At 69.5% G+C, this 19,039-nt stretch carries 22 protein-coding genes; 10 read left to right on the forward strand and 12 right to left on the reverse strand.

The genetic code is table 11. The features are described from left to right. Positions 1 to 228 precede the first annotated feature (228 nt). From DEU36_RS00590 to DEU36_RS00615, 6 genes are all read left to right on the forward strand, one after another. A complete protein-coding gene (locus tag DEU36_RS00590) occupies positions 229 to 483 on the forward strand; it encodes a hypothetical protein (RefSeq protein ID WP_120262462.1) in 255 nt (84 codons plus the stop codon). 863 nt (positions 484 to 1,346) lie between these two features. Continuing rightward, positions 1,347 to 1,955 carry a hypothetical protein gene (locus DEU36_RS00595; RefSeq protein WP_147374345.1) on the forward strand — a complete coding sequence of 203 codons (609 nt, stop codon included), beginning with the start codon at positions 1,347 to 1,349 and terminating at the stop codon, positions 1,953 to 1,955. A gap of 8 nt (positions 1,956 to 1,963) precedes the next feature. Beyond that, positions 1,964 to 2,689: a bifunctional 2-polyprenyl-6-hydroxyphenol methylase/3-demethylubiquinol 3-O-methyltransferase UbiG gene (locus DEU36_RS00600; RefSeq protein ID WP_147374346.1), complete on the forward strand. Its 726-nt coding sequence runs from the start codon at positions 1,964 to 1,966 to the stop codon at positions 2,687 to 2,689. Positions 2,690 to 2,919: 230 nt separating this feature from the next. Then, complete coding sequence (locus DEU36_RS00605; protein WP_120262465.1) at positions 2,920 to 3,222, forward strand: hypothetical protein; 303 nt, start codon at positions 2,920 to 2,922, stop codon at positions 3,220 to 3,222. 331 nt (positions 3,223 to 3,553) lie between these two features. Next, a complete protein-coding gene (locus DEU36_RS00610) occupies positions 3,554 to 4,135 on the forward strand; it encodes a hypothetical protein (protein WP_120262466.1) in 582 nt (193 codons plus the stop codon). A gap of 107 nt (positions 4,136 to 4,242) precedes the next feature. Continuing rightward, positions 4,243 to 4,782, forward strand: coding sequence for a Dps family protein (locus DEU36_RS00615; protein ID WP_120262467.1), 540 nt, complete (start codon positions 4,243 to 4,245; stop codon positions 4,780 to 4,782). An 84-nt stretch (positions 4,783 to 4,866) separates the two neighbouring features. On the opposite strand, the gene DEU36_RS00620 is transcribed toward DEU36_RS00615, so the two are convergent. After that, complete coding sequence (locus DEU36_RS00620) at positions 4,867 to 5,907, reverse strand: zinc-binding dehydrogenase (RefSeq protein ID WP_120262468.1); 1,041 nt, start codon at positions 5,905 to 5,907, stop codon at positions 4,867 to 4,869. Between the two features lie 65 nt (positions 5,908 to 5,972). Next, positions 5,973 to 6,335 (reverse strand): hypothetical protein, encoded by a 363-nt coding sequence (locus DEU36_RS00625; RefSeq protein ID WP_120262469.1) that lies wholly within the window; start codon positions 6,333 to 6,335, stop codon positions 5,973 to 5,975. A 191-nt stretch (positions 6,336 to 6,526) separates the two neighbouring features. Between DEU36_RS00625 and DEU36_RS00630 the strand changes: the two genes are divergently transcribed. After that, on the forward strand, positions 6,527 to 6,787 hold the full coding sequence (locus DEU36_RS00630) for a hypothetical protein (protein ID WP_120262470.1): 261 nt from the start codon (positions 6,527 to 6,529) through the stop codon (positions 6,785 to 6,787). 27 nt (positions 6,788 to 6,814) lie between these two features. Here the strand turns inward: DEU36_RS00630 and DEU36_RS00635 are convergent, their stop codons facing one another. Then, positions 6,815 to 7,174 (reverse strand): hypothetical protein, encoded by a 360-nt coding sequence (locus DEU36_RS00635; RefSeq protein WP_259455159.1) that lies wholly within the window; start codon positions 7,172 to 7,174, stop codon positions 6,815 to 6,817. A gap of 4 nt (positions 7,175 to 7,178) precedes the next feature. After that, entirely contained in the window at positions 7,179 to 7,577 is a 399-nt protein-coding gene (locus DEU36_RS00640) for a glucose-6-phosphate dehydrogenase (RefSeq protein WP_120262471.1), read from the reverse strand. Between the two features lie 167 nt (positions 7,578 to 7,744). Between DEU36_RS00640 and DEU36_RS00645 the strand changes: the two genes are divergently transcribed. After that, entirely contained in the window at positions 7,745 to 8,659 is a 915-nt protein-coding gene (locus DEU36_RS00645) for an alcohol dehydrogenase catalytic domain-containing protein (protein ID WP_120262472.1), read from the forward strand. A gap of 48 nt (positions 8,660 to 8,707) precedes the next feature. Here the strand turns inward: DEU36_RS00645 and DEU36_RS00650 are convergent, their stop codons facing one another. Continuing rightward, positions 8,708 to 9,256, reverse strand: coding sequence for a type 1 glutamine amidotransferase domain-containing protein (locus DEU36_RS00650; protein WP_120262473.1), 549 nt, complete (start codon positions 9,254 to 9,256; stop codon positions 8,708 to 8,710). Positions 9,257 to 9,345: 89 nt separating this feature from the next. Here DEU36_RS00650 and DEU36_RS16250 point away from each other — a divergent pair, with 89 nt between their 5' ends. Beyond that, a complete protein-coding gene (locus DEU36_RS16250) occupies positions 9,346 to 9,471 on the forward strand; it encodes a hypothetical protein (RefSeq protein ID WP_258524557.1) in 126 nt (41 codons plus the stop codon). A gap of 86 nt (positions 9,472 to 9,557) precedes the next feature. Here DEU36_RS16250 and DEU36_RS00655 read toward each other — a convergent pair whose 3' ends face one another. The 7 genes from DEU36_RS00655 to DEU36_RS00685 form a co-directional block, all read right to left on the reverse strand. Beyond that, positions 9,558 to 11,066, reverse strand: a complete 1,509-nt coding sequence (locus tag DEU36_RS00655; RefSeq protein WP_120262474.1) for a DHA2 family efflux MFS transporter permease subunit — start codon at positions 11,064 to 11,066, stop codon at positions 9,558 to 9,560. Between the two features lie 144 nt (positions 11,067 to 11,210). Continuing rightward, entirely contained in the window at positions 11,211 to 12,167 is a 957-nt protein-coding gene (locus DEU36_RS00660) for a glycosyltransferase family 2 protein (RefSeq protein WP_120262475.1), read from the reverse strand. Beyond that, on the reverse strand, positions 12,164 to 13,294 hold the full coding sequence (locus DEU36_RS00665; protein ID WP_120262476.1) for a cysteine desulfurase family protein: 1,131 nt from the start codon (positions 13,292 to 13,294) through the stop codon (positions 12,164 to 12,166). Before DEU36_RS00665 ends, DEU36_RS00660 begins: the two co-directional genes overlap by 4 nt. Then, complete coding sequence (gene nadC, locus DEU36_RS00670) at positions 13,294 to 14,151, reverse strand: carboxylating nicotinate-nucleotide diphosphorylase (RefSeq protein ID WP_120264284.1); 858 nt, start codon at positions 14,149 to 14,151, stop codon at positions 13,294 to 13,296. Before nadC ends, DEU36_RS00665 begins: the two co-directional genes overlap by 1 nt. After that, positions 14,151 to 15,707, reverse strand: a complete 1,557-nt coding sequence (gene nadB / locus DEU36_RS00675) for an L-aspartate oxidase (RefSeq protein WP_120262477.1) — start codon at positions 15,705 to 15,707, stop codon at positions 14,151 to 14,153. The genes nadC and nadB overlap by 1 nt, the downstream gene beginning before the upstream one ends. Beyond that, complete coding sequence (gene nadA, locus DEU36_RS00680) at positions 15,704 to 17,017, reverse strand: quinolinate synthase NadA (RefSeq protein WP_120262478.1); 1,314 nt, start codon at positions 17,015 to 17,017, stop codon at positions 15,704 to 15,706. The genes nadB and nadA overlap by 4 nt, the downstream gene beginning before the upstream one ends. 10 nt (positions 17,018 to 17,027) lie before the next feature. After that, entirely contained in the window at positions 17,028 to 17,723 is a 696-nt protein-coding gene (locus tag DEU36_RS00685) for an NrtR DNA-binding winged helix domain-containing protein (protein ID WP_120262479.1), read from the reverse strand. A gap of 108 nt (positions 17,724 to 17,831) precedes the next feature. On the opposite strand from DEU36_RS00685, the gene DEU36_RS00690 reads away from it, so the two are divergent. Continuing rightward, complete coding sequence (locus tag DEU36_RS00690; RefSeq protein WP_120262480.1) at positions 17,832 to 19,004, forward strand: MarP family serine protease; 1,173 nt, start codon at positions 17,832 to 17,834, stop codon at positions 19,002 to 19,004. The last annotated feature ends 35 nt before the right edge of the window (positions 19,005 to 19,039 follow it).

A 19,039-nucleotide genomic window follows, 5' to 3' on the forward strand; every position in this document is an offset into this window, starting at 1 on the left:
CCCGTGACGGACCCTACCTCGGTCAGGCCTCCACGACCCGCCGCCCGGAGCTGATCGCGATGCTGCGAGGCGTCGAGCTTGCCGCCCGCTTTCTTGCAATCTCCCTGCTCTGCGAGTGCTCGCCTGACGTCTGGGCCGGGATTCCGGGCGATGAGGCGCTGCACTGGGGGTCGAGCAACAGGCGATCAGCATCGACTGTCTCCAGCGCCCTGCCGAGGCTGTGGTCGCATGACTGCCCTCGATATCGAGATCGCCGCGGCCCGCGCCGCCGCCGCCGCCCGCAAGCGCCTAGCGCGCCTGCGCGAGAAGCAGCGCCGCGACCGCGTCCGGTTCGATGCCCGGGTGCTCGCGATCCTCCGCAGCAGACTCCGTCCCGCCGACCTTGCCGTCGTCGAGACTGAGGCGCGGACGCAGCTCGGCGCCGAAGCCGCCGAGAGCTCGCACCGTGCCCTCGCTGCCCGACAGGGACGGGCGACGTCATGATGCTCGCGCAACGTAGCCCCATGGGGTGCTTCGACGCGGCAGCAGCGGCGGCGTTGGACGTGCTCGCGGATAGGAGCACGAGGGGGTCGAGGGGTGCCCGGCGCAATGTCTGCTTGCTTTCGGACTCCGGACCATTCCCCGGCGTTCCGCACCGATGGCACAGGCTCTCTCTTGGTTCGTGCCGACCAGGAGCATCGCCCTCCCGTGCGCACCTCCGCGATCAAGGCACGGGTCACCTCCGACGACGCACGACTCATCGAGCAGGCCCCTGCAAGTCACGGCCTCCCCGTTGCGACGTTCGTCCGCGCCGCCGTTCTCGATGCCTCATCGCCCGGTGGTGGGGTGCCGCAGGCCACGCGGCGGCCCATAGCCCCTTCTTTCAATGCGAGTGCTCGATGACGCTGACCGCGCGCGCCTGGCAGATCTCCGGGCTGCCATCGGCCGGACGGGAGGCCTCACAAACTCGCTCGTGCGCCTCGCGCATCGCGGTGAAATTTGGGAGGCCTCCCTGGGAGTGCCAGAACACGACCTCACCGACATCTGCCGTTACCTCGTGTCCTTGCTCGGAGGGAGCGTCCGATGATGTGCACGATCACGCCGGTCTACGACCTCGCCGGTCTACGATCTCGCCGCCCGCGGCTGTTACCTCGCGCTCGGTGCGCCGGGCTCCGAGAGACGACGCGGCCATGAGAAGGCTGGCACTGATCGGCTCTGCGCGGGGACGCTGATCGGCGCGCCGTCACTGTCGGTCTTCGTGGTCGAGGCCGGGCTTGGGGTCGTGGTGACGGTGCCTTCGTGCGCGCAGCAGCGCGTGCTTATGCGCCGGTTCCTGGCTGAGGTCGCGCAACCACTAGTGTGACACCGTGATCAGAATTGTGCTGGCTCAGTCTTCCGCGGTTTTTGCTGTCGTCCTAACTATCGTCTTGGCAGGGGACCTCGGCGCGTTGTTCGCGTCGCCGGTGAAGACCTTCTTCGTTGGAGTCGCAGTCATCCTGGCGATCGTGCTCGGCGCCTGGGAGATTATTGTCGAACGCCGAGAGCGTCCAATCGTCTACCGCGGGAAGAAGAAGAAGGAACAAATTCTCAGATATATGTCCAATCTCACCAACTTTGATGGACAATGCGTAATTTCCTCCAACGACTTGAGCTGGGTTGAGGGTGAGGCGCACGCCATGCTGATGAAGAAGGCCGAGAACAAGTCTCTAGTGTTGGTAATGCCGAAGGCGAACCAACGGAGTCGCGAACTTGTCCGAGCCGGCGCGGTGGCACGGTACTACGGAGATTCTTCTCCGCTCCGTAGCCGATTCACGGTGATCAACCCTGGCCGCGCAGACGCCTGGGTCGCTGTCGGATATGGGCGGAAGGACTCTCACGTAATTCGGGAGTTCCATTCGAGCGATGACCCGACACTGGCAATGGCGAAAGACTTGATCGATCTGGCGCGTCTTCTGGGTGAGAAGTCCGCCAAGTGAATAGTCCTGTGCGCTTTTATGCTCGGAAAAACCAGGCCGACATCGTACGCGAATGGGATTCCATAGCGCCTCTGAGAGATCTTCAGGTTTCGATGCACCAAGACGCGTCCTATGACAAGGTCCTTGAGCCCTGGATCCTAACTAGGGCTCAGGGTGCCGACGCGCAGAGCGTTATCGACGTGGGATGCGGCACGGGTAGGCTAACGTCGAAGCTTAGCGAGCGGTCGGGGGAAGTCCTTGGAATCGACCCAAGCGGAGTTAGTATCGAGATTGCCCGCGCTCACGATCATGTTTCACGTTTTCAAGTCGCTACGGCCGAACAGTGGGCGAGCCGTGTGGAATGCACGCCGTTCGATCTTGCCGTAGCCAACATGGTGCTAATGGACGCGCTCGATTTGGACGGGATAGTTCAGGCTCTGGGCAGGCTCGCGGCTGGAGGCCGAGTCTTATTAACGATTGCTCATCCGGCGTTCTGGCCCATCTACTGGGATTATGCGCATCTTGATGGATTCGACTATCTGGCTGAGACTGTTGTCGAGGCGCCCTTCAAAACAAGTTCCCAGTCGTACGGACTTGTTGCAACGCATGTGCACCGGCCCCTGCAGCAGTACCTCGAATCGCTCGACCGCCACGGGTTGAGGGTGACTAGCTTAGAGGAGCTTCGAGGGCCTGAGCGTCTCGATCAGTTCCCTTATCCACGCTTCATCGGGATAGAAGCCGCGGCGTCCACCTGATCCGCGGCTCGCGACGGGGGCGGAATGCGAAGAGTGCGCCGCCAACGTTGAGTAACGGGTGTGCTGCACGCTGCAAGCGGGGTGCGCGCAAGGGGCAGCTCCGCCCTGAGGTTTCGTCGCTACGGCACGTCGTGGAGTTCCGCTTCAACGTCTAGTCCTGCTCGCTCCATTCCTGCCAAAGTGGCGATGTGGAGCTTCGTGAAACACGACCTGCAGGTCCGTTGGCAAGGGTGCTGCCCGCGATCGTCATTCTTCTCGCGACATGGCTGCTCCTGTGGCTGGCTCAGGGTATTCCGGTGTTGTGCGCGCTCGCGACTCCTTGCCCGGCTCCCGATGTCCGCGTCGCCCCGGCCCTGTTGTTCGGCGCTCTCATGATCGTGCCGACCGCGGCCTTGGTCCTCACCGCTCGGGGCGGCGAGCGGGCGTGGGAGTGGCTACGGTCCCTCTCGTACATCGTGCTGGCGGGGTTGGCGGTTGTAGGGCTCTTGGCGGCGCTGTTCTCCGGCGGGTTCACCGTCCCGTTCGTCTTCTGAGACCGTCGCTCGATCGGCCACGAGTCGGGGTCCCACATACGACGCGTATCGATCAAACGGTTGATCTTCCCTCGTGGGTGCTCCATATGCCTCGCTTTGTGGTGGAAGGATTTTTCCCGTCCGTTCCCCGCGGGAGACTGCAAAACACCGAGACTGATCATGAGACGTACGGGCGGGAACCGTCAGCCGCTGCCGCCAGTCCCGTTCGCGCGTCCATTCTGTCTGCTCGTACAGTCGACAACGAATCTCATCCATCGTTGTTTCGCGTCGGGGCCACCGACCGCTCCGCGGAATGCGCTGAAGAAGGAATGCCATGACTACTGACTGGCCGATGTTCTGGGTGCAGGTCGTTGTCGGCCTGGGCACGCTCGCTCTCGCGTGGGTGTCGAGTTCGGCAGCGCGACGCGCCGTCGAGTCCTCGCGGGTCGCCAACGCGCTCAGCGAGAAGGCGTCGAAGGATGCGGCCGCCGCGCATCGCCGCGACGCCGAGAAAATCGAACGAGAGCAGGCCAGTAAGATCTGGGTGTCGATGATCGTGATCACGGATTCATCGAGGGCAGGCGCCCCCATCCACGGTGTCCTGCTCATTCGTAACAGCTCGGATCGTCCCGTCAGCGATGTCCGTATTCTCAGCCGCGGCTGGAGCAGTGCGAAGAAGCAGTGGTTTGCGAAGGAAGAGTGTCATATACCGGTTGTATACCCGGGAGACACGACTGTCGCGAGCCGAAACAGCAAGACGGACTGGGATGTGCCCGAGCACTATTTCCCCCACTTCGGCGCCGACTACAACCATGCCGGTGGCCCCCGAGACGACCCGTACTACGTCCAATCGGTGGCGTTCACCGATGCCGACGGTCGTCGGTGGCACCTGACCAGCGGGCACCGCCTGCAAAGGGCCGAATCGGCGACGTAAGGGGGGCGCACGCCCCGTACCAGCCTCCGGGCGATCCATCAACCGGTGGGCGCCGCCGCGCCGTCCTGCCTAGCGTGGACGTCATCTCGACTCGAGGAGGCAACACCATGGCCACGAACACCACCACCACGCGTAACAAGCGCCGCGCTTCCGGTGCCGGTCTGACGAACGAGCAGAACGCCGAGAGCGGTTTCCGCGCTTCGCAGAAGCTCAGCGAGAACACCCAGAAGGTGCTCGTCGACCTCATCGAGCTGTCGCTCCAGGGCAAGCAGGCGCACTGGAACGTCGTCGGACGCAACTTCCGCGACACCCACCTTCAGCTCGACGAGATCATCGACGCCGCGCGCGAGTTCGCCGACACGGTCGCCGAGCGCATGCGTGCCTTGCACGCCCTCCCGGACGGCCGCAGCGACACGGTCGCCGAGACGACGACGCTGCCGGAGTTCCCGCAGGGCGAGATCGACACCGCCGAGGTCATCGATCTGATCACCGAGCGCCTCGAGGCGACGATCGGGACGTGCCGCGACGTTCACGACGAGGTCGACGAAGAGGACCCGACGACCGCCGACATCCTGCACTCGATCCTCGAGCGCCTCGAGCAGCTCGCCTGGATGGTCAGCGCCGAGAACCGCAAGCCCCAGAGCTGAGCGAACGCTCCGGCCGGGCAGAACCGGCGACGCAGACCCCGCCCGCGACCACCAGGTCCGGGTGGGGTCTCCGCGTGCCGTGCGTCAGATCAGCTGCGGATCGATCATCGTCATGCCCGCCGCCGCCGCGGCATCCATGTCTGGCAGCAATCGCGCACCTTCCTCCAGCCCGACGACCCGCTGAACGAGGTCCTGCGGGCGCAGACTGCCGTCGCCGATCAACGCCATCATCCCGGGGTAGTCCACCGCAGCCATGCCGTGGCTGCCGAGCAGGTCGAGTTCCCAGGCGATCACGCGAGCCAGGGGAGCGGCGTTGCGACCGGATGCCGAGGGCAGCAGCCCGATCTGCACATGACGTCCCCGGCGGCGAAGGCTGAGGATGGCATCGGATGCCGTCTGCTCGCTCCCCACGGCGTCGACTGAGACGTGGCTGCCGCCACCGGTCAGCTCGTGTACGAGCGCGGGAATGTCGCGACCGTCTGCGGCCAGAACATGCTCTGCGCCGAGTTCCGCCGCCGTCTGCAAGGCGGCGGGAGAGCGGTCGACCGCGATGACGCGCGCACCGAGCGCTCGCGCGATCATCACCGCGCTCAACCCCACCCCGCCCGCGCCGACGATCGTGATCCACTCGCCGCCGCTGAGCGCGGCACGCGCGATCAGCGCCCGGTAGGCGGTGGCGAAGCGGCATCCGAGTGCCGCCGCGGCCGCGAACGAGACGCCGTCGGGGACGCCGACGAGGTTGATGTCTGCAGCGGGCACGACCACGCGCTCGGCGAACGACCCGGCGTAGGTGAAGCCTGGTTGCCGCTGGTTCGGGCAGACCTGGGCATCGCCGCCCGCGCACCACTCGCAGCGACCGCAGCCGATGACGAACGGCGTCGTGACGCGGTCACCGATCTGCCAGCCCTCGACATCCGTCCCGATATCGGAGATGACACCCGAGAACTCGTGCCCGGGAGTGTGGGGCAGGGCGATCTCCTCGTGGCCCGCCCAGGCATGCCAGTCGCTTCGACAGAGCCCCGTGGCTCGCACCGACACCACGACGCCGTCGGCAGGCACGCCGGGATCCGCCACCTCGCGGACCGCCACGGGCCCGCGAATGCTGTCCATGACCATCGCTCGCACGATCGGTCACGCTACGGCATCAGCGCTATTCGCGCAGGAGGCCACGAGGAGTGTGACCCGAGAAGTCAGGCGTCGCGGAAACCCTCGAGGTCGGGGTCCCACTGCGCGGGAGGTTCGTCCTCGACGGCGTAGAGGTGGGCTCCTTCGGCGCGTCGCTGCGGGTAGCTCTCGTGCATCCGCAGATCTTCGGCTCCGTCGGAGAAGTCGGGCTCGTCGGCGTCCCAGTCGACGGGGGCAGAAAGCACGTCGTTGCCGACCCCGATCACGAGTTCCGCTTCATCGGTGCGGCCGTCGTTCTCGAGCACGATCGGAATCCGCACGGCTTCCGCACGGCCGTAGTTGGCCACCGCGGCGGTGAGCTCGACGAGCGCTTCCGCGACGTCGTCCGTCGTGATCACCGTGTCGCCTGCGTACGTGATTCGTCTCATGCCTCCACTGTGTCTCGTGCACGCGACAGGCACCTCGCACTTGCGTCCGCGAGAGGCATCGGATAGGGCGGAGCGACGTGGGATCATCGCACGCGGTTCGCGACTGGTCAACGCGCCTGACTCGGCCGCCGCCCCTGCCTAGCGTTGACCGCGAGCGTCGGAATCGGCGCGCCGCGAGCGAGGGAGACGCCATGAGCCAGCAGGACCCGACCGCCGAGCAGGAGCCGCTGTCCGAGCCGGAAGCGGTGCGCAAGGACATGCGGTACAGCCCGGCGAGCGACACCGAGACGCGCGAGAAGCAGGACGAGGCGCCCACGAGTCCCGACGCCGACGTCGATGACGACCTCGTGCGTGCGCGTCCGGGCACCGGGGGCCCCGACGACGTCGGGGACGTCGACGTGCCCGCCGAAGACCTCAATCTGCCGTGGCGAGACGACGAGGCGGGCGCCTGACGACACCGAGACGCGGCTCAGGGCGGATCAGTTCCACCCGACGGCGTTGAACCATTCCGCGCGAGCGGCGGCCTCGGCGGCGTCCGTTGTTCCACGGAACGCGTCGTGCCGGTCGAGGCGGCCGTCGTGCAGCTCGACGAAGGCCGTGCACACGGGGCACAGCCCCCGTCCGAAAGGGAACCCACCCGACACGGGTCGTGCCGGTTCGGCGGGCGCGCCGCTGCCGCTGCATCTCGCAGGGTCGGCCTGCGCGTCGGACCACATCTGCGATGTGCCCAGGCGGTTGTGCAGTCCGGCATGACCGCGCGGACGCGTGCACAGCGCCGACCCGCGGCGCGAGCGGCACCACAGGGCGGTCGGATAGTCCGCCGGGGCCGGGTCGCTCACCCGATCAGATCCGGATGCCGCAGATGCCGCACTCGCCGGCGGCCGACACCTCGACGAAGCAGTCCGGGCACATCGCGCGGACGACGTCCGAGGGAGCGGGCGCCTTCGGCGTGCGCGCCGTGGCGGCACGAGGTGCGGCGCGCCGAGCGGGGGCCGGACGCGTGACAGCGGCGACGGGCTGCTTGCGCTCGGGCACGTGTGCTTCGCAGTAGAACCGGACGAAGCCGCCGTGGTTGGTCGGGTGGCGGTGCTTGACCGCCCACAGGTGGTCGCGGTCGTGAGCTCCGGCATCAGCAGGGCATGCGGCGCAACGCGCAGGATCACCCGGCATGACGTCGGCGACGCGGTAAGGCGTCTCGTAGGTGAGGCGATCGCGCCAGTCGGCCGAGTCGACGATTCTCATGGTGGTCCTCTCCGGCACTCGCGCGCCGGATTCCAGCGTACCCGCGGCCCCGGGGAGGCGGTCCGCCCACCATCGGGTGAACATTCGCCGAACGAGGTGCGCCGCCGTGCTCAGGGCCGGTACGCCTTTGCCACAGTGAGGGAGTCACCACCGGCGAGAGGGCCCGAATGGCAATGGCGACCCCGGCACCGCTGGACGTGCTTCTTCGACCCGCCGCGTTGGCGCGCGCATGGATGGGCCCCGGCCGTGATCAGGAGACGATCGCCGTGCCCGGCGTCGCGCTGGGTCGCGGCGACGTGTTGGTGCGCATCGACCTCGTCGCCATCACCGAGGACGACCTCGCCATCACAGACGGAGATGAGCCGTGCCCGGTGCCGACCGTGCTCGGCAGCGAGTTCGTCGGCCGCGTCGCTGCTCTCGGCGGCATCGTCGCCGCCGCGGACGGCGTCCCACTCGAGCTCGGCGAACGCGTCGTGAGCGCGGCCGGACGGCACGAGCGCATCGGCGCGCACCGCGAGCTCGTGGGCGGCTTCGCGACGCACGTCCACCTCGCGGCGGGCACGCCGATCGTCCGGGTGGGCGAGGTGCTCCCGGCCTGCATCCTCGCCCCGGTGCCCGGTGCCGTCTCGCGCGCGGCCGCGGTCGTTCGGCAGATCGAGGCGACAGGCGATCCCGAGGAACTCGTCGTGACGATCGCGGGCACCGGCGCCGACCCTCTCGTGCTGGCCGCGATGATCGCGGAGGCAGGCGGGCGGCCGCAGCTGGCTTCGCCCGATCCGCGCGTGCGCGCCGGCGCCGGGCGTTTCGGGGCGGTGCTCTCACCGCAGCGCATCCTCGAGACCGACGTGAGCGCACGGTTCTCGATGCCCGATGACGGCTCACGAGAGCATGTCGTCCGAGCCGGCGCGCTGACAGCGTCCGATCTGGAAGCGGCCGTCGCATTCATGCGCGCGCCCAGCACCCGGCGCTACCCGTTCGCCGACCTCGTGTCGGCGCCGTTGCCCCTCGACCGCCTCGACGACGCGATCGAACTCGCGCGCAGCGGTCGCCACCTGCGCGTGGCGATCGCCCCCGGAGCATGAGCTCACGGGGGCGATCGGATGTCGCGTCGGCGGCCGGGGCGGGACGGCTCAGGCGGTCTGACCCGAGTGCTTGCCCTCGCTGATCTCCTCGACCACCTTCGCGTTGAAGGCGGGCAGGTCGTCGGGAGTGCGGCTCGAGACGAGTCCCTGATCGACGACGACCTCCTCGTCGACCCATGTCGCGCCCGCGTTCACGAGATCGGTGCGCAGACTCGGGAAGCTCGTCAGCGTGCGCCCGCGCAGGACATCGGCCTCGGTGAGGATCCATGCTGCGTGGCAGATGGCGCCGACGGGCTTGTGCTGCTCGAAGAACGAGCGCGCGAAGTCGACAGCGTTCGCGTCGAGCCGAAGGTTGTCGGCGTTGACGACTCCGCCCGGCAGGACGAGGGCGTCGTATTCGTCGGCTTCGGCGTCGGAGGTGACTGCGTCGACCTTCTGGGTGTGGCCGTTCTTGCCGGTGATCTCGCCCGACTCGGGAGCGATGAGGACGACCGTCGCGCCGGCGTCGGAGACAGCCTGCCACGGCGAGGTCAGCTCACTGTCTTCGAAGCCGTCGGTTGCCAGGAATGCGATCTTCTTGCCATCGAGAGTGCTCATGGGCCCGACGCTACGCGTGGCCGTCGGGCGCTGCGACGCGCTTGACAGGCTCGGCGACCCATGGTCCGCTGCGGGGTTACGATGGCGATATGTCCACAGCATCCACGCCCCAGCCTCAGACACTGCAGCCGGTTCCCGATGAGAAGAACCTGCTGGTCACCGCGAACGACGACGCAGGCTCCTGCTGCGGCGGGGGATGCTGCTCGACCTCCTGAACGTCGCCGCGAGGCGTACGACGAAGCCGCCGGTGCATGATGCACGCGGCGGCTTCGTCGTGTCAGGCTTGCGGAGCCGATGACGCTCAGTGCGCGGCGGGCGCGCCCTCGGGGCTGTCGGCCGGCTTGCGGATGAGGAATGCCCCGATGATCAGGGGCGACGCGATGATCGCGGCCACGAGGAACGCGGCGCGCGCACCCGCCGCGCCTGCGGCGGTGGTTCCGGGTTCGATCGCTCCGGCCTCTGCGGCGGCCATCACGGTGATGAGCAGGGCGATGCCCGCGGCGCCTGCGACCTGCTGCACGGTGGAGACGATCGCGCTTCCGTACGAGTAGAACCGCGGCTGGAGCGAACCGAGCGAGGCGGTGAAGAGCGGAGTGAACGACATCGCCAGCCCCAGTGAGAGCAGGGTCTGCAGCGACAGCAGCAGCCAGACCGAGGTGTTCTCGGTGAGGGTGGTGAAGGTCCACAGGATGCCGGTGACGATCACGGCGCCGGGAACGAGGAGCACCCGCGTGCCCCATCGGTCGTAGATTCGGCCGATGAACGGCCCGGCGATGCCCATCGCGAGCGAGCCCGGCAGGACGATGAGCCCGGACTCGAGCGCGGAGAGGCCGAGGACGTTCTGCATGTACAGCGGCAGCAGGGTGATGGCACCGAAGAACGCCATCGACATGACCGCCAGCTGAGCGACCGACAGCGAGAAGTTGGCGGAGCGGAACACCCGGAGGTCGAGCAGCGCCTCGTCGGAGCGCTGCAGTGCGAGCTGACGCCAGACGAAGGCACCCAGCGAGAGGACTCCGACCGTGAGCGCGATGATCAGCGGCAGGTTGGACGCCGGAGCGGCAGCCGCGGCATCCCCGCCGCCGTGGCCGCCTGCCCCGATCTGGCTGAGCCCGAACACGAGGCCGCCGAAGCCGAACGCCGACAGCACGACGGAGAGGACATCGAGGGGAGCGCGGCGCGTTTCGCCGAGGTTGTGGATCCACCGGACACCGATCGCCAACGAGATGAGGGCGATCGGGAGGACGACAGCGAAGATCCAGCGCCAGCTGAGCGTGTCGAGGAGGAACCCGGAGAGAGTCGGCCCGATCGCCGGCGCGAGCGACATGACGATGCTGACGCGGCCCATCATGCGGCCCCGGGCGTGCGGCGGGACGACCGTCATCAGGGTCGTCATGAGCAGCGGCATCATGATCGCCGTGCCCGAAGCCTGCACGACGCGAGCGACGAGGAGGAACTCGAAACCGGGCGCGAGGACGGCGATGAGCGTTCCGGTCGAGAAGAGGCTCATCGCGGCCGTGAACACCGCGCGCGTCGTCAGACGCTGCAGCAGGAAGCCTGTGATCGGGATGACGACGGCCATCGTGAGCATGAACGCGGTCGTGAGCCACTGCGCCGCCACGGCGGTGATCTGGAAGTCTGCGATGAGATGGGGGATCGCGACGCCCATCGTCGTCTCGTTGAGGATGGCGACGAATGCGGCGACGAGCAGGAGCCAGATCACACGGTTCGCCTCGGCCGTGACGACCGTAGGCGGGGCGGGCGGTGCAGTCGATGTGGATGCGGTGGTGGACGACGGCGCGACGGCCATGGGCAACTCCTCGGTCGGATGATCGGTCGTCACCCGAGGGCGGACACCGCAGGGCCAACGCCCCGACGGAACGATTATTCCCGGCAGCACCGACACAGCGCCAGCATGCGTGCCCGGGCGGTCAGCGTTCCGGCGCGTCGGGGATCACCAGAGCCGGGCGATGTCCCACAGCTCCGTCGTCGCGGGGTCCGTCGCGCGGTGCTCCGGCGCTCGCTCCTGGAAGTCGCGGACGAGCTCGCCGACGCGGCGTCGGTACTCGGTGTCGGGGTGGGTCGCGGCGATGCGAACGAGGGGAGGGACGTCCATGTCGAGCACGAGGCGGACACGCGCTGCCGCGGCGGCGCGGGCGTCGGCCGCATCGAGCACCGCGAGCCCTGAACGCAGCGCATCGAGATAGTCGACGAGGACGGGCAGCTGCGCACGGTGCTGGGTGATCGATGACCCGTCTGCGCGTTCGCGCCAGTGCACGACGACGTCGGGGATCACGTCGAAGGCTCGAGCGCGCGTGTACATCTGCTGCGCGACCAGCTGGTCTTCGTACAGGCGGTTCTCGGGGAAGCGCAGGTGATGACGACGCCAGAACTCGATACGGCTCGCTTTCGACCACGCGACGATGTTCCCCGAGGCCTCGGGATGATCGGCGAGAGTCACCCCGGTCCGCGCAGGCTGCGTGGCTGCCGCGACCCACGGCTGCACGGGCCCCGGGACATAACCCTCGTCGGTCGGTCGCAGCCGCACGTAGGCTCCGGCGACGAAGTCGGAACCCGATGCGTCGAGTGTGCTCACCCATCGCTCGAGCGCGTTCGGGGTGAGGACGTCGTCGGCGTCGAGGAAAGCCACGACGGGCGTGTCGACGCGATCGAGGCCCGCATTCCTCGCGGCGCCGAGCCCCCGGGGACGGTCGTGCGAGACGACGTGGAACCGCCCGTCGGATGCGGCCGCATCGGCGAAGACGCGCCCCGTCGCGTCACGTGATCCGTCGTCGATGAGGATCGCGGTCCAGTCGACGAGCGTCTGAGCGCGGAGCGAGGCGAGGGCGTCTTCGGCGTACGGGGCGACGTCGCGGCCGGGAACGATGACGGTGACGACGGGCGAGCTCACGAGCCCGATCGTACTGCTGAGACGGCGTCGGCCACGGCACGGGCGAGCTCCGACGCATCGGGCGGGGCCGCTCGATCGAAGCTGAACCTCACCGCGGTGCGCGCATCGTCGACATCCCGGCCCATCGCGATCAAGACGTGCGAGGGCTCGTCGCTTCCGGCGGCACAGGCCGATCCGCTGCTCGTCACGATCCCGCGCCGTTCCAGCTCGAGCAGCACGGCCTCGCCCGAGGTCGCGGCGAAGGTGAACGATGCGAGGCCCGGCAGCCTGAGGTCTGGGTCGCCGGTCACGCGCGCACCGGGCACGGTATCGAGGACGCGGCTCGTGAACGCCTCACGTGCGGCGGCGGCGCGCGCGGCGGCCGCGGGGCGCTCACGTTCGGCGAGTTCCAGCGCCACCGCGAGCCCGACGGCGCCCGCGACGTTCTGGGTACCGGAGCGACGCCCGCGCTCCTGGCCGCCGCCGTGCAGGACGGGCTCGAGCGGAATCCTTCCGCGCACGGCCAACAGGCCGATGCCCTGGGGTGCGCCGATCTTGTGCCCAGCGATGGAGAGTGCCGACGCCCCGGTGTCGGCGAGCGGCAGCCACCCGGCGGCCTGCACGGCGTCGACGTGCACCGGCACCGCTCCCGCGGCGCGCGCGATCGCGGCGACGTCCTGCACGGTTCCGACCTCGTTGTTGGCGTAGCCGACGCTCACGACGGCGGTGTCATCGCGCAACGCACCGGCGACGGCGTCGGGGGAGACGCGTCCGCTGGAGTCCACCGGGAGGACGTCGATCGCGTAACCGTGCATGCGCTGGAGGTAGTGGCAGACGGCGAGCACGGAATCGTGCTCCACCGCGGTCGTGACGATGTGGCCGGGACTGCGCCCGCGGGCTCCGAGCGCGATGCCCGCGATCGCGAGGTTGTTCGCCTCGGTGCCGCCGGACGTGAAGACGACGTCTCCCGCGCGCACGCCCAGCACGGCGGCGGCTCGGCGCCGGGCGTCGTCGAGTGCCCGTGCTACATCCTCGCCGACCGTGTGGATGCTGGACGGGTTGCCGAATCGGCCGGTGAGGAACGGGGCCATCGCCTCGAGCACCTCTCGGCGCACCGGCCCGCCCGCGGCGTGATCGAGGTAGAGCATCAGGGCACGTCGACGACGAGGTCGAGCCCGAGGTCGAGAGCCGGTGCGGAATGCGTGAGGGCTCCCACCGAGATCACGTCGACACCCGTCTCGGCGATCGCGCGCACCGTCTCGAGCGAGACGCCGCCCGATGCCTCGACCGTCGCGCGCTCGCCGATCATCTCGACACCGCGGCGGAGATCGTCGAGCGAGAAGTTGTCGAGCATGATCGTGTCGACACCCGCCGCGAGCACCGATTCGATCTGATCGACGCGATCGACCTCCACCTCGACGTGGGTTGTGTGGGGCAGGTGCGCCATCGCTCGCCGCAGCGCTTCGGTCAACGACGTTCCGTCTGCCGTGATCACGCCCAGATGGTTGTCCTTGAGCATGACGGCATCCGACAGCGAGAACCGGTGGTTGTGGCCGCCGCCGTCTCGAACGGCCTGCCGCTCGAGAATGCGCAGACCGGGTGTCGTCTTGCGGGTGTCGACGATGCGCGCCCGGGTGCCCGCGACCGCGTCGACGTACCGGCGGGTGAGGGTGGCGATCCCCGACATCCGCTGGGCGAAGTTCAGCCCGACGCGTTCTGCGGTCAGTACAGCGCGCGCCGGCCCCCGCACGATCGCCAGGGTCTCGCCCGGGGCGATTCGCGACCCGTCCGCGACCGCGATGTCGACCTCGCAGTCGGCATCCGTGAGGGCGAACGCCGCCGCGAACACGCCGGACCCGCTGAAGACGCCGTCGACGCGCGAGACGAGCGCCGCCGTCGCACGAGCGGACTCGGGTACGAACGTACTGCTGGTGAGATCGCCCCAGGGGGCGTCCTCGTCGAGGGCGGGGCCGACGACGGCGACGATCTGGCGGGGAGTGAGCATCATGCGACCTTCTCGGAGAAGACGGCGGACGGGTCGTCGCGCCGGTGGTGCGCGCCGACCGACCCGGGGCGTTCGAGCGCGGCGGCCACGACGGAACGCGCGACGAGCAGCAGGTTGGCGTCCTCGTGCTCGCGCCGGGAGAGCGGCGTTGCCCGCGAACCCGACCACGCGTCGATCGTGCGCAGCGCGATACCGAGCCCGTCGGCGTCGCGGTCGAGCCCGACGTGCCGCCACATCAGCGACTGCAGGGCTTCGCGAGTGAACGAATCGCCCTGCGGCATCGTGTGCGGTCCGGCGGGCGACAGCGGCGACGACTCGGGGCGAGCGCCGGCCTCGGGGACGGCTGGTGCCATCCGCGGCGATACCGCCCGAGGCGAGCCGCTCGCGATGGCCGCCGCGGCGCGGATGCCGAACACGACGGCTTCGAGCAGTGAGTTCGATGCCAGACGGTTGGCCCCGTGCACGCCCGTGCGTGCGACCTCGCCGACGGCGAACAGCCCATCGAGGTCGGTCCGGCCATCGAGATCGGTGGCCACGCCGCCCATCATGTAGTGCGCGGCGGGCGTGACGGGCACGGGATGCCGAGACCAGTCCCATCCCCGGGCGCGGACGGCCTCGTCGATCGTGGGGAAGCGGTGAGCGAGGAACGCAGCCGACGCCGTGGGCGTCGCGCGGAGCCCGGTCGCGTCGAGCAGCACCGGCCGACCGTCCTGACGCGCCATCGCCGTCGCGATCGCGCGGGCCACGATGTCTCGGGGGGCGAGCTCGGCGTCGGGGTGCGCATCGACGCAGAAGCGGTGCCCGCTCTCATCGACGAGAACTGCGCCCTCTCCGCGCACCGCCTCCGACACCAGCGTCCCGTCGATCAGCGCTGTGGGGTGGAACTGGACGAACTCCAGGTCGGCGACGGTCGCACCGGCGCGGAGGGCGAGGGCGAGGCCGTCTCCGGTCGCCACCGCGGGGTTGGTCGTGTGCGCGTAGAGCTGTCCGGCCCCACCGGTGGCGAGGACCACCGCGTCGGCCGCCAGAGTCTCGGTGAGCCCGCCCGAGAGCACGCGGACGCCCCTCGCGGCGCCGTCCGCGACCACGACCTCGGTGACGAGAGTGTCGGTGCGGATCGTCACCGGCGAACGGTCGAGAGCCCGGTTCAGCGCCCGTTGGATTGCAGACCCCGTCGCGTCTCCGCCGGCGTGCAGGATGCGGGGGACCCGGTGCGCGCCCTCGAGGCCGAGCCGCAGCGCGCCGCTCTCGTCGCGGTCGAACGCGACCCCGATCGCCTCGAGCGCCGCGACGGCCCCCGGCCCCGACGATGCCAGCGTGTTCACCGCGGCGCGCTCGCCGAGGCCCGCACCGGCGCGAAGGGTGTCATCGACGTGGGCGAGCACCGAGTCGCCGGCGGCGGTCACCGCGGCGATGCCCCCTTGCGCGTAGGCGGTGTTGCCCTCGCCGAGCGTGCCCTTCGTGACGAGGACGACCTCGCAGCCCGCATCGGCGGCCCGCAGGGCGCACACGCCGCCGGCGAGGCCGGAGCCCACGACGACCACCCGCCGGGTCATGGCCGTGCCGCCAGCATCCGTTCGAGGGCGGCCCGCGCGGGAACCGCCACATCGTCGGAGACCCGGATGCGGTTGGGCGTGCGTCCCTCGCGGAGTTCGTCGAGGACCCATGCGAGGTAGCCCGGGTGGATGCGGTACATCGTCGAACACGGGCACACCACGGGGTCGAGGCAGAAGATGCGGTGCTGCGGGTACTGCGCGGCGAGCCGCTGGACGAGGTTGATCTCGGTGCCCACCGCGAACACCGTGGGTTCGGTCGCCCCGTCGATCGCGCGGCGGATGTACTCGGTCGACCCCGCCTCGTCTGCGGCATCCACGACCGGCATCGGGCACTCCGGGTGCACGATCACGCGCACACCCGGGTGCTCCGCACGGGCCCGCTCGATCTGGGCGACGGTGAAGCGACGGTGCACGGAGCAGAACCCGTGCCAGAGGATGACCCGCGCGTCGCGCAGGGACGCCTCGTCGTTGCCGCCGAGCGGGCGGCGGGGGTTCCACATCGGCATGCGTTCGAGGGGCACGCCCATCGCTTTGGCGGTGTTGCGGCCGAGGTGCTGATCGGGGAAGAAGAGCACCCGCCGCCCCCGCGCGAACGCCCAGTCGAGCACCGTGCGGGCGTTCGAGGAGGTGCACACGATTCCGCCGTGCCGGCCGACGAAGCCCTTGATGGCGGCGGAGGAGTTCATGTAGGTGACGGGGATGACCGGGAGCAGCCCCTCGCCGTCGGGCGTGTCGAGGTCGCCGTAGATGTCCGCGAGCTGCTCCCAGCATTCCTCGACCTCGTCGATCGACGCCATGTCGGCCATCGAGCACCCGGCGGCGAGGTTCGGCAGGATGACGGACTGGTCGGGCTGGGAGAGCAGGTCGGCGGTCTCGGCCATGAAGTGCACACCGCAGAAGACGATCGCTTCGGCCTCGGGATGCGCGCGCGCCGCCTCGGCGAGCTGGAACGAATCGCCCACGTAGTCCGCGTGCCGGACGACCTCTTCGCGCTGGTAGAAGTGCCCCAGGACGACGACGCGGTCGCCGAGGGCGGCCTTGGCCTCGGCGATGCGGGCGTGCAGCTCGGTCTCGTCGGCGGTCCGGTAGTACTCGGGCAGCTCGCCCTGGCGCGGCGACCCCGTCGGGATGACGTCGCCCATCGACGATCCCGGACCGTAGCCGGGCCGCGTGTCGAAGGTCCACGGCCCCGCGGCGAGGTCGGTGTTGCAGGTCTCGTCGGTCGACGCGCCGGCGACGATCGCCTGGATCCCGTGGTCGACGCTCGGGTCGATCGGTCGCGGAGCCAGCGTGAGCGGAGAAGTGGTCATGCGCGTTCCTTCATCGGGGGAGCGGCCCGCGGTCGGCGAGCTCGACGTCGTGGTTGTAGCGGTAGAGGCGGGCGGGACGGTGGCTGCCCGTGCGGAACTCCCGCGTCGGGATGAGGGTGCCCGACCCTTCGACCTGACGGCGGAAGTTGGCCGGGTCGAGGCGCTTGCCGCCGATCGCCTCGTACACCTCGCGGAGCTCCGCGAGGGTGAACAGCTCGGGCAGGAGGCCGTGCGCGATCCGGCTGTAGCCGACCTTGTTGCGCAACCGCCACAGTGCGTACTCGACGATGCTCCCGTGGTCGAACGCCAGCTCGGGCAGGTCTGCGGTGTCGAACCACGCGACGTTCTCGTCCTCGGGCAGCGGGGTCGCGGCGATGTCCTCGCGCACGAGGGCCCAGTAGACGATCGACACGACACGCGAGGGCGAGCGCCCGACGTCGCCGAACACGTAGAGCTGCTCGAGGTAGCTCGGCGCGAGCGCGGTGGTCTCGGCGAGGGTGCGGGATGCCGCAGCTTCGAGGTTCTCCGACACGTCGAGCCAGCCGCCCGGCAGGGCCCACTGACCTGCGTGCGGGTCGCGCGTGCGACGCACCAGCGGGAGCACGACGGAGGGGAGATCGCCACCCCCGTGGCGGAGGCTGAAGATCACGGTCGACACCGCGACCCGGATCTCGTCGTGCGTTGTCCCGCCGGTGGTTCGTGTCATCGTGACCCTAACTGCTCGAGCCGATCTTATAGTCATGGAGACACGAACCGCAAAACGGAGGACTCACAGCGGAGCACCGTACGCTGAGAGCCTTCCCGAGGAGGTCCTGTGCTGCTGGTCGACGTCATCGTCGTGATCCTCCTCGTCGGCTTCTTCGCCATCGGCGTCACCCGGGGCCTCGTCGCGATCGCGGGGTCGCTCGCCGGGCTGGTCATCGGCTCGCTCCTGGCCGTGTGGGCCGTGCCGCTCATCGCGCCCGGCGTCGCCGACTGGGAGTACCGCTCGCTCGTGCTCGCCGTGTGCGCCATCGCGATCATCGCGCTGTGCACCGCGCTCGGCACCGCTGTCGGAGCTGCCCTGCGCCGCGGCGTCGACCGGGCCAAGCTGCGCATCCTCGACCGCATCCTCGGCGCCGGCGGGGCAACGATCGCCGGCGGCCTCGTGCTGCTCCTCGGCGCCGGCGCGGTGACCGCGAGCGGGATGCCCGTCGTCTCGACCGCTGTCGCGTCGTCGCGGGTGCTCTCGTTCATCGACGGCCTGACCCCCGACCCGGTCGACACCGCGCTCGCCGAGGTCCGCGGGTTCGTCGTCGACGAGGGCATCCCGCGTATCGGCGAGCTTCTCCGCCCCGAAGTCGCGCCGACCGCACCCGCCGTCGCGCTCGACGATCCCGAACTGCAGCGCGCCGCGGCATCCGTCGCTCGCATCAGCGGAACGGCGTATGCCTGCGGCGTCTCGATGACCGGCTCCGGCTTCGTCGCCGCAGACGACCTCATCGTCACCAATGCCCATGTCGTGGCAGGTGTCGACACGCCCGTCGTCGAGCTTCCCGGTCGCGATGCGCGCGAGGGACGCGTGGTCTACTTCGACCCGATCGACGATCTCGCCGTCATCGCCGTCGGTGGTCTGGGCGCCGCACCCCTGCCGGTCGTCCCGCCGGTCGCGGCCGGTGCCGCCGTCGCGGTGCAGGGCTATCCGCTCGGCGGCCCGTTCACGAGCGGCGCCGCATTCGTGCTCTCGGTGGGCTCGGCGCCCGTCCCCGACATCTACGACCAGTCGAGCACGCCGCGTGAGATCTACGCGCTCGATGCCGACGTCCGCCCGGGCAACTCCGGCGGACCGCTGCTGACCGACGCCGGCGAGGTCGCCGGCGTCGTGTTCGCGCGCGGGGCGGACGACGAGAGGCGAGGGTACGCGATGACGACGACGGAGCTGCTGCCCGTGCTCGCCGGAGTCTCCGCGGATGCTCCGGCAGTGCAGGCCGGGAGTTGCACGCGCTGAGCGGCACACCCGGTCGGCGCCTGCGCGGTCTCGCG

The organism is Microbacterium sp. AG238 (genome assembly GCF_003610405.1).
Lineage (GTDB): Bacteria > Actinomycetota > Actinomycetes > Actinomycetales > Microbacteriaceae > Microbacterium.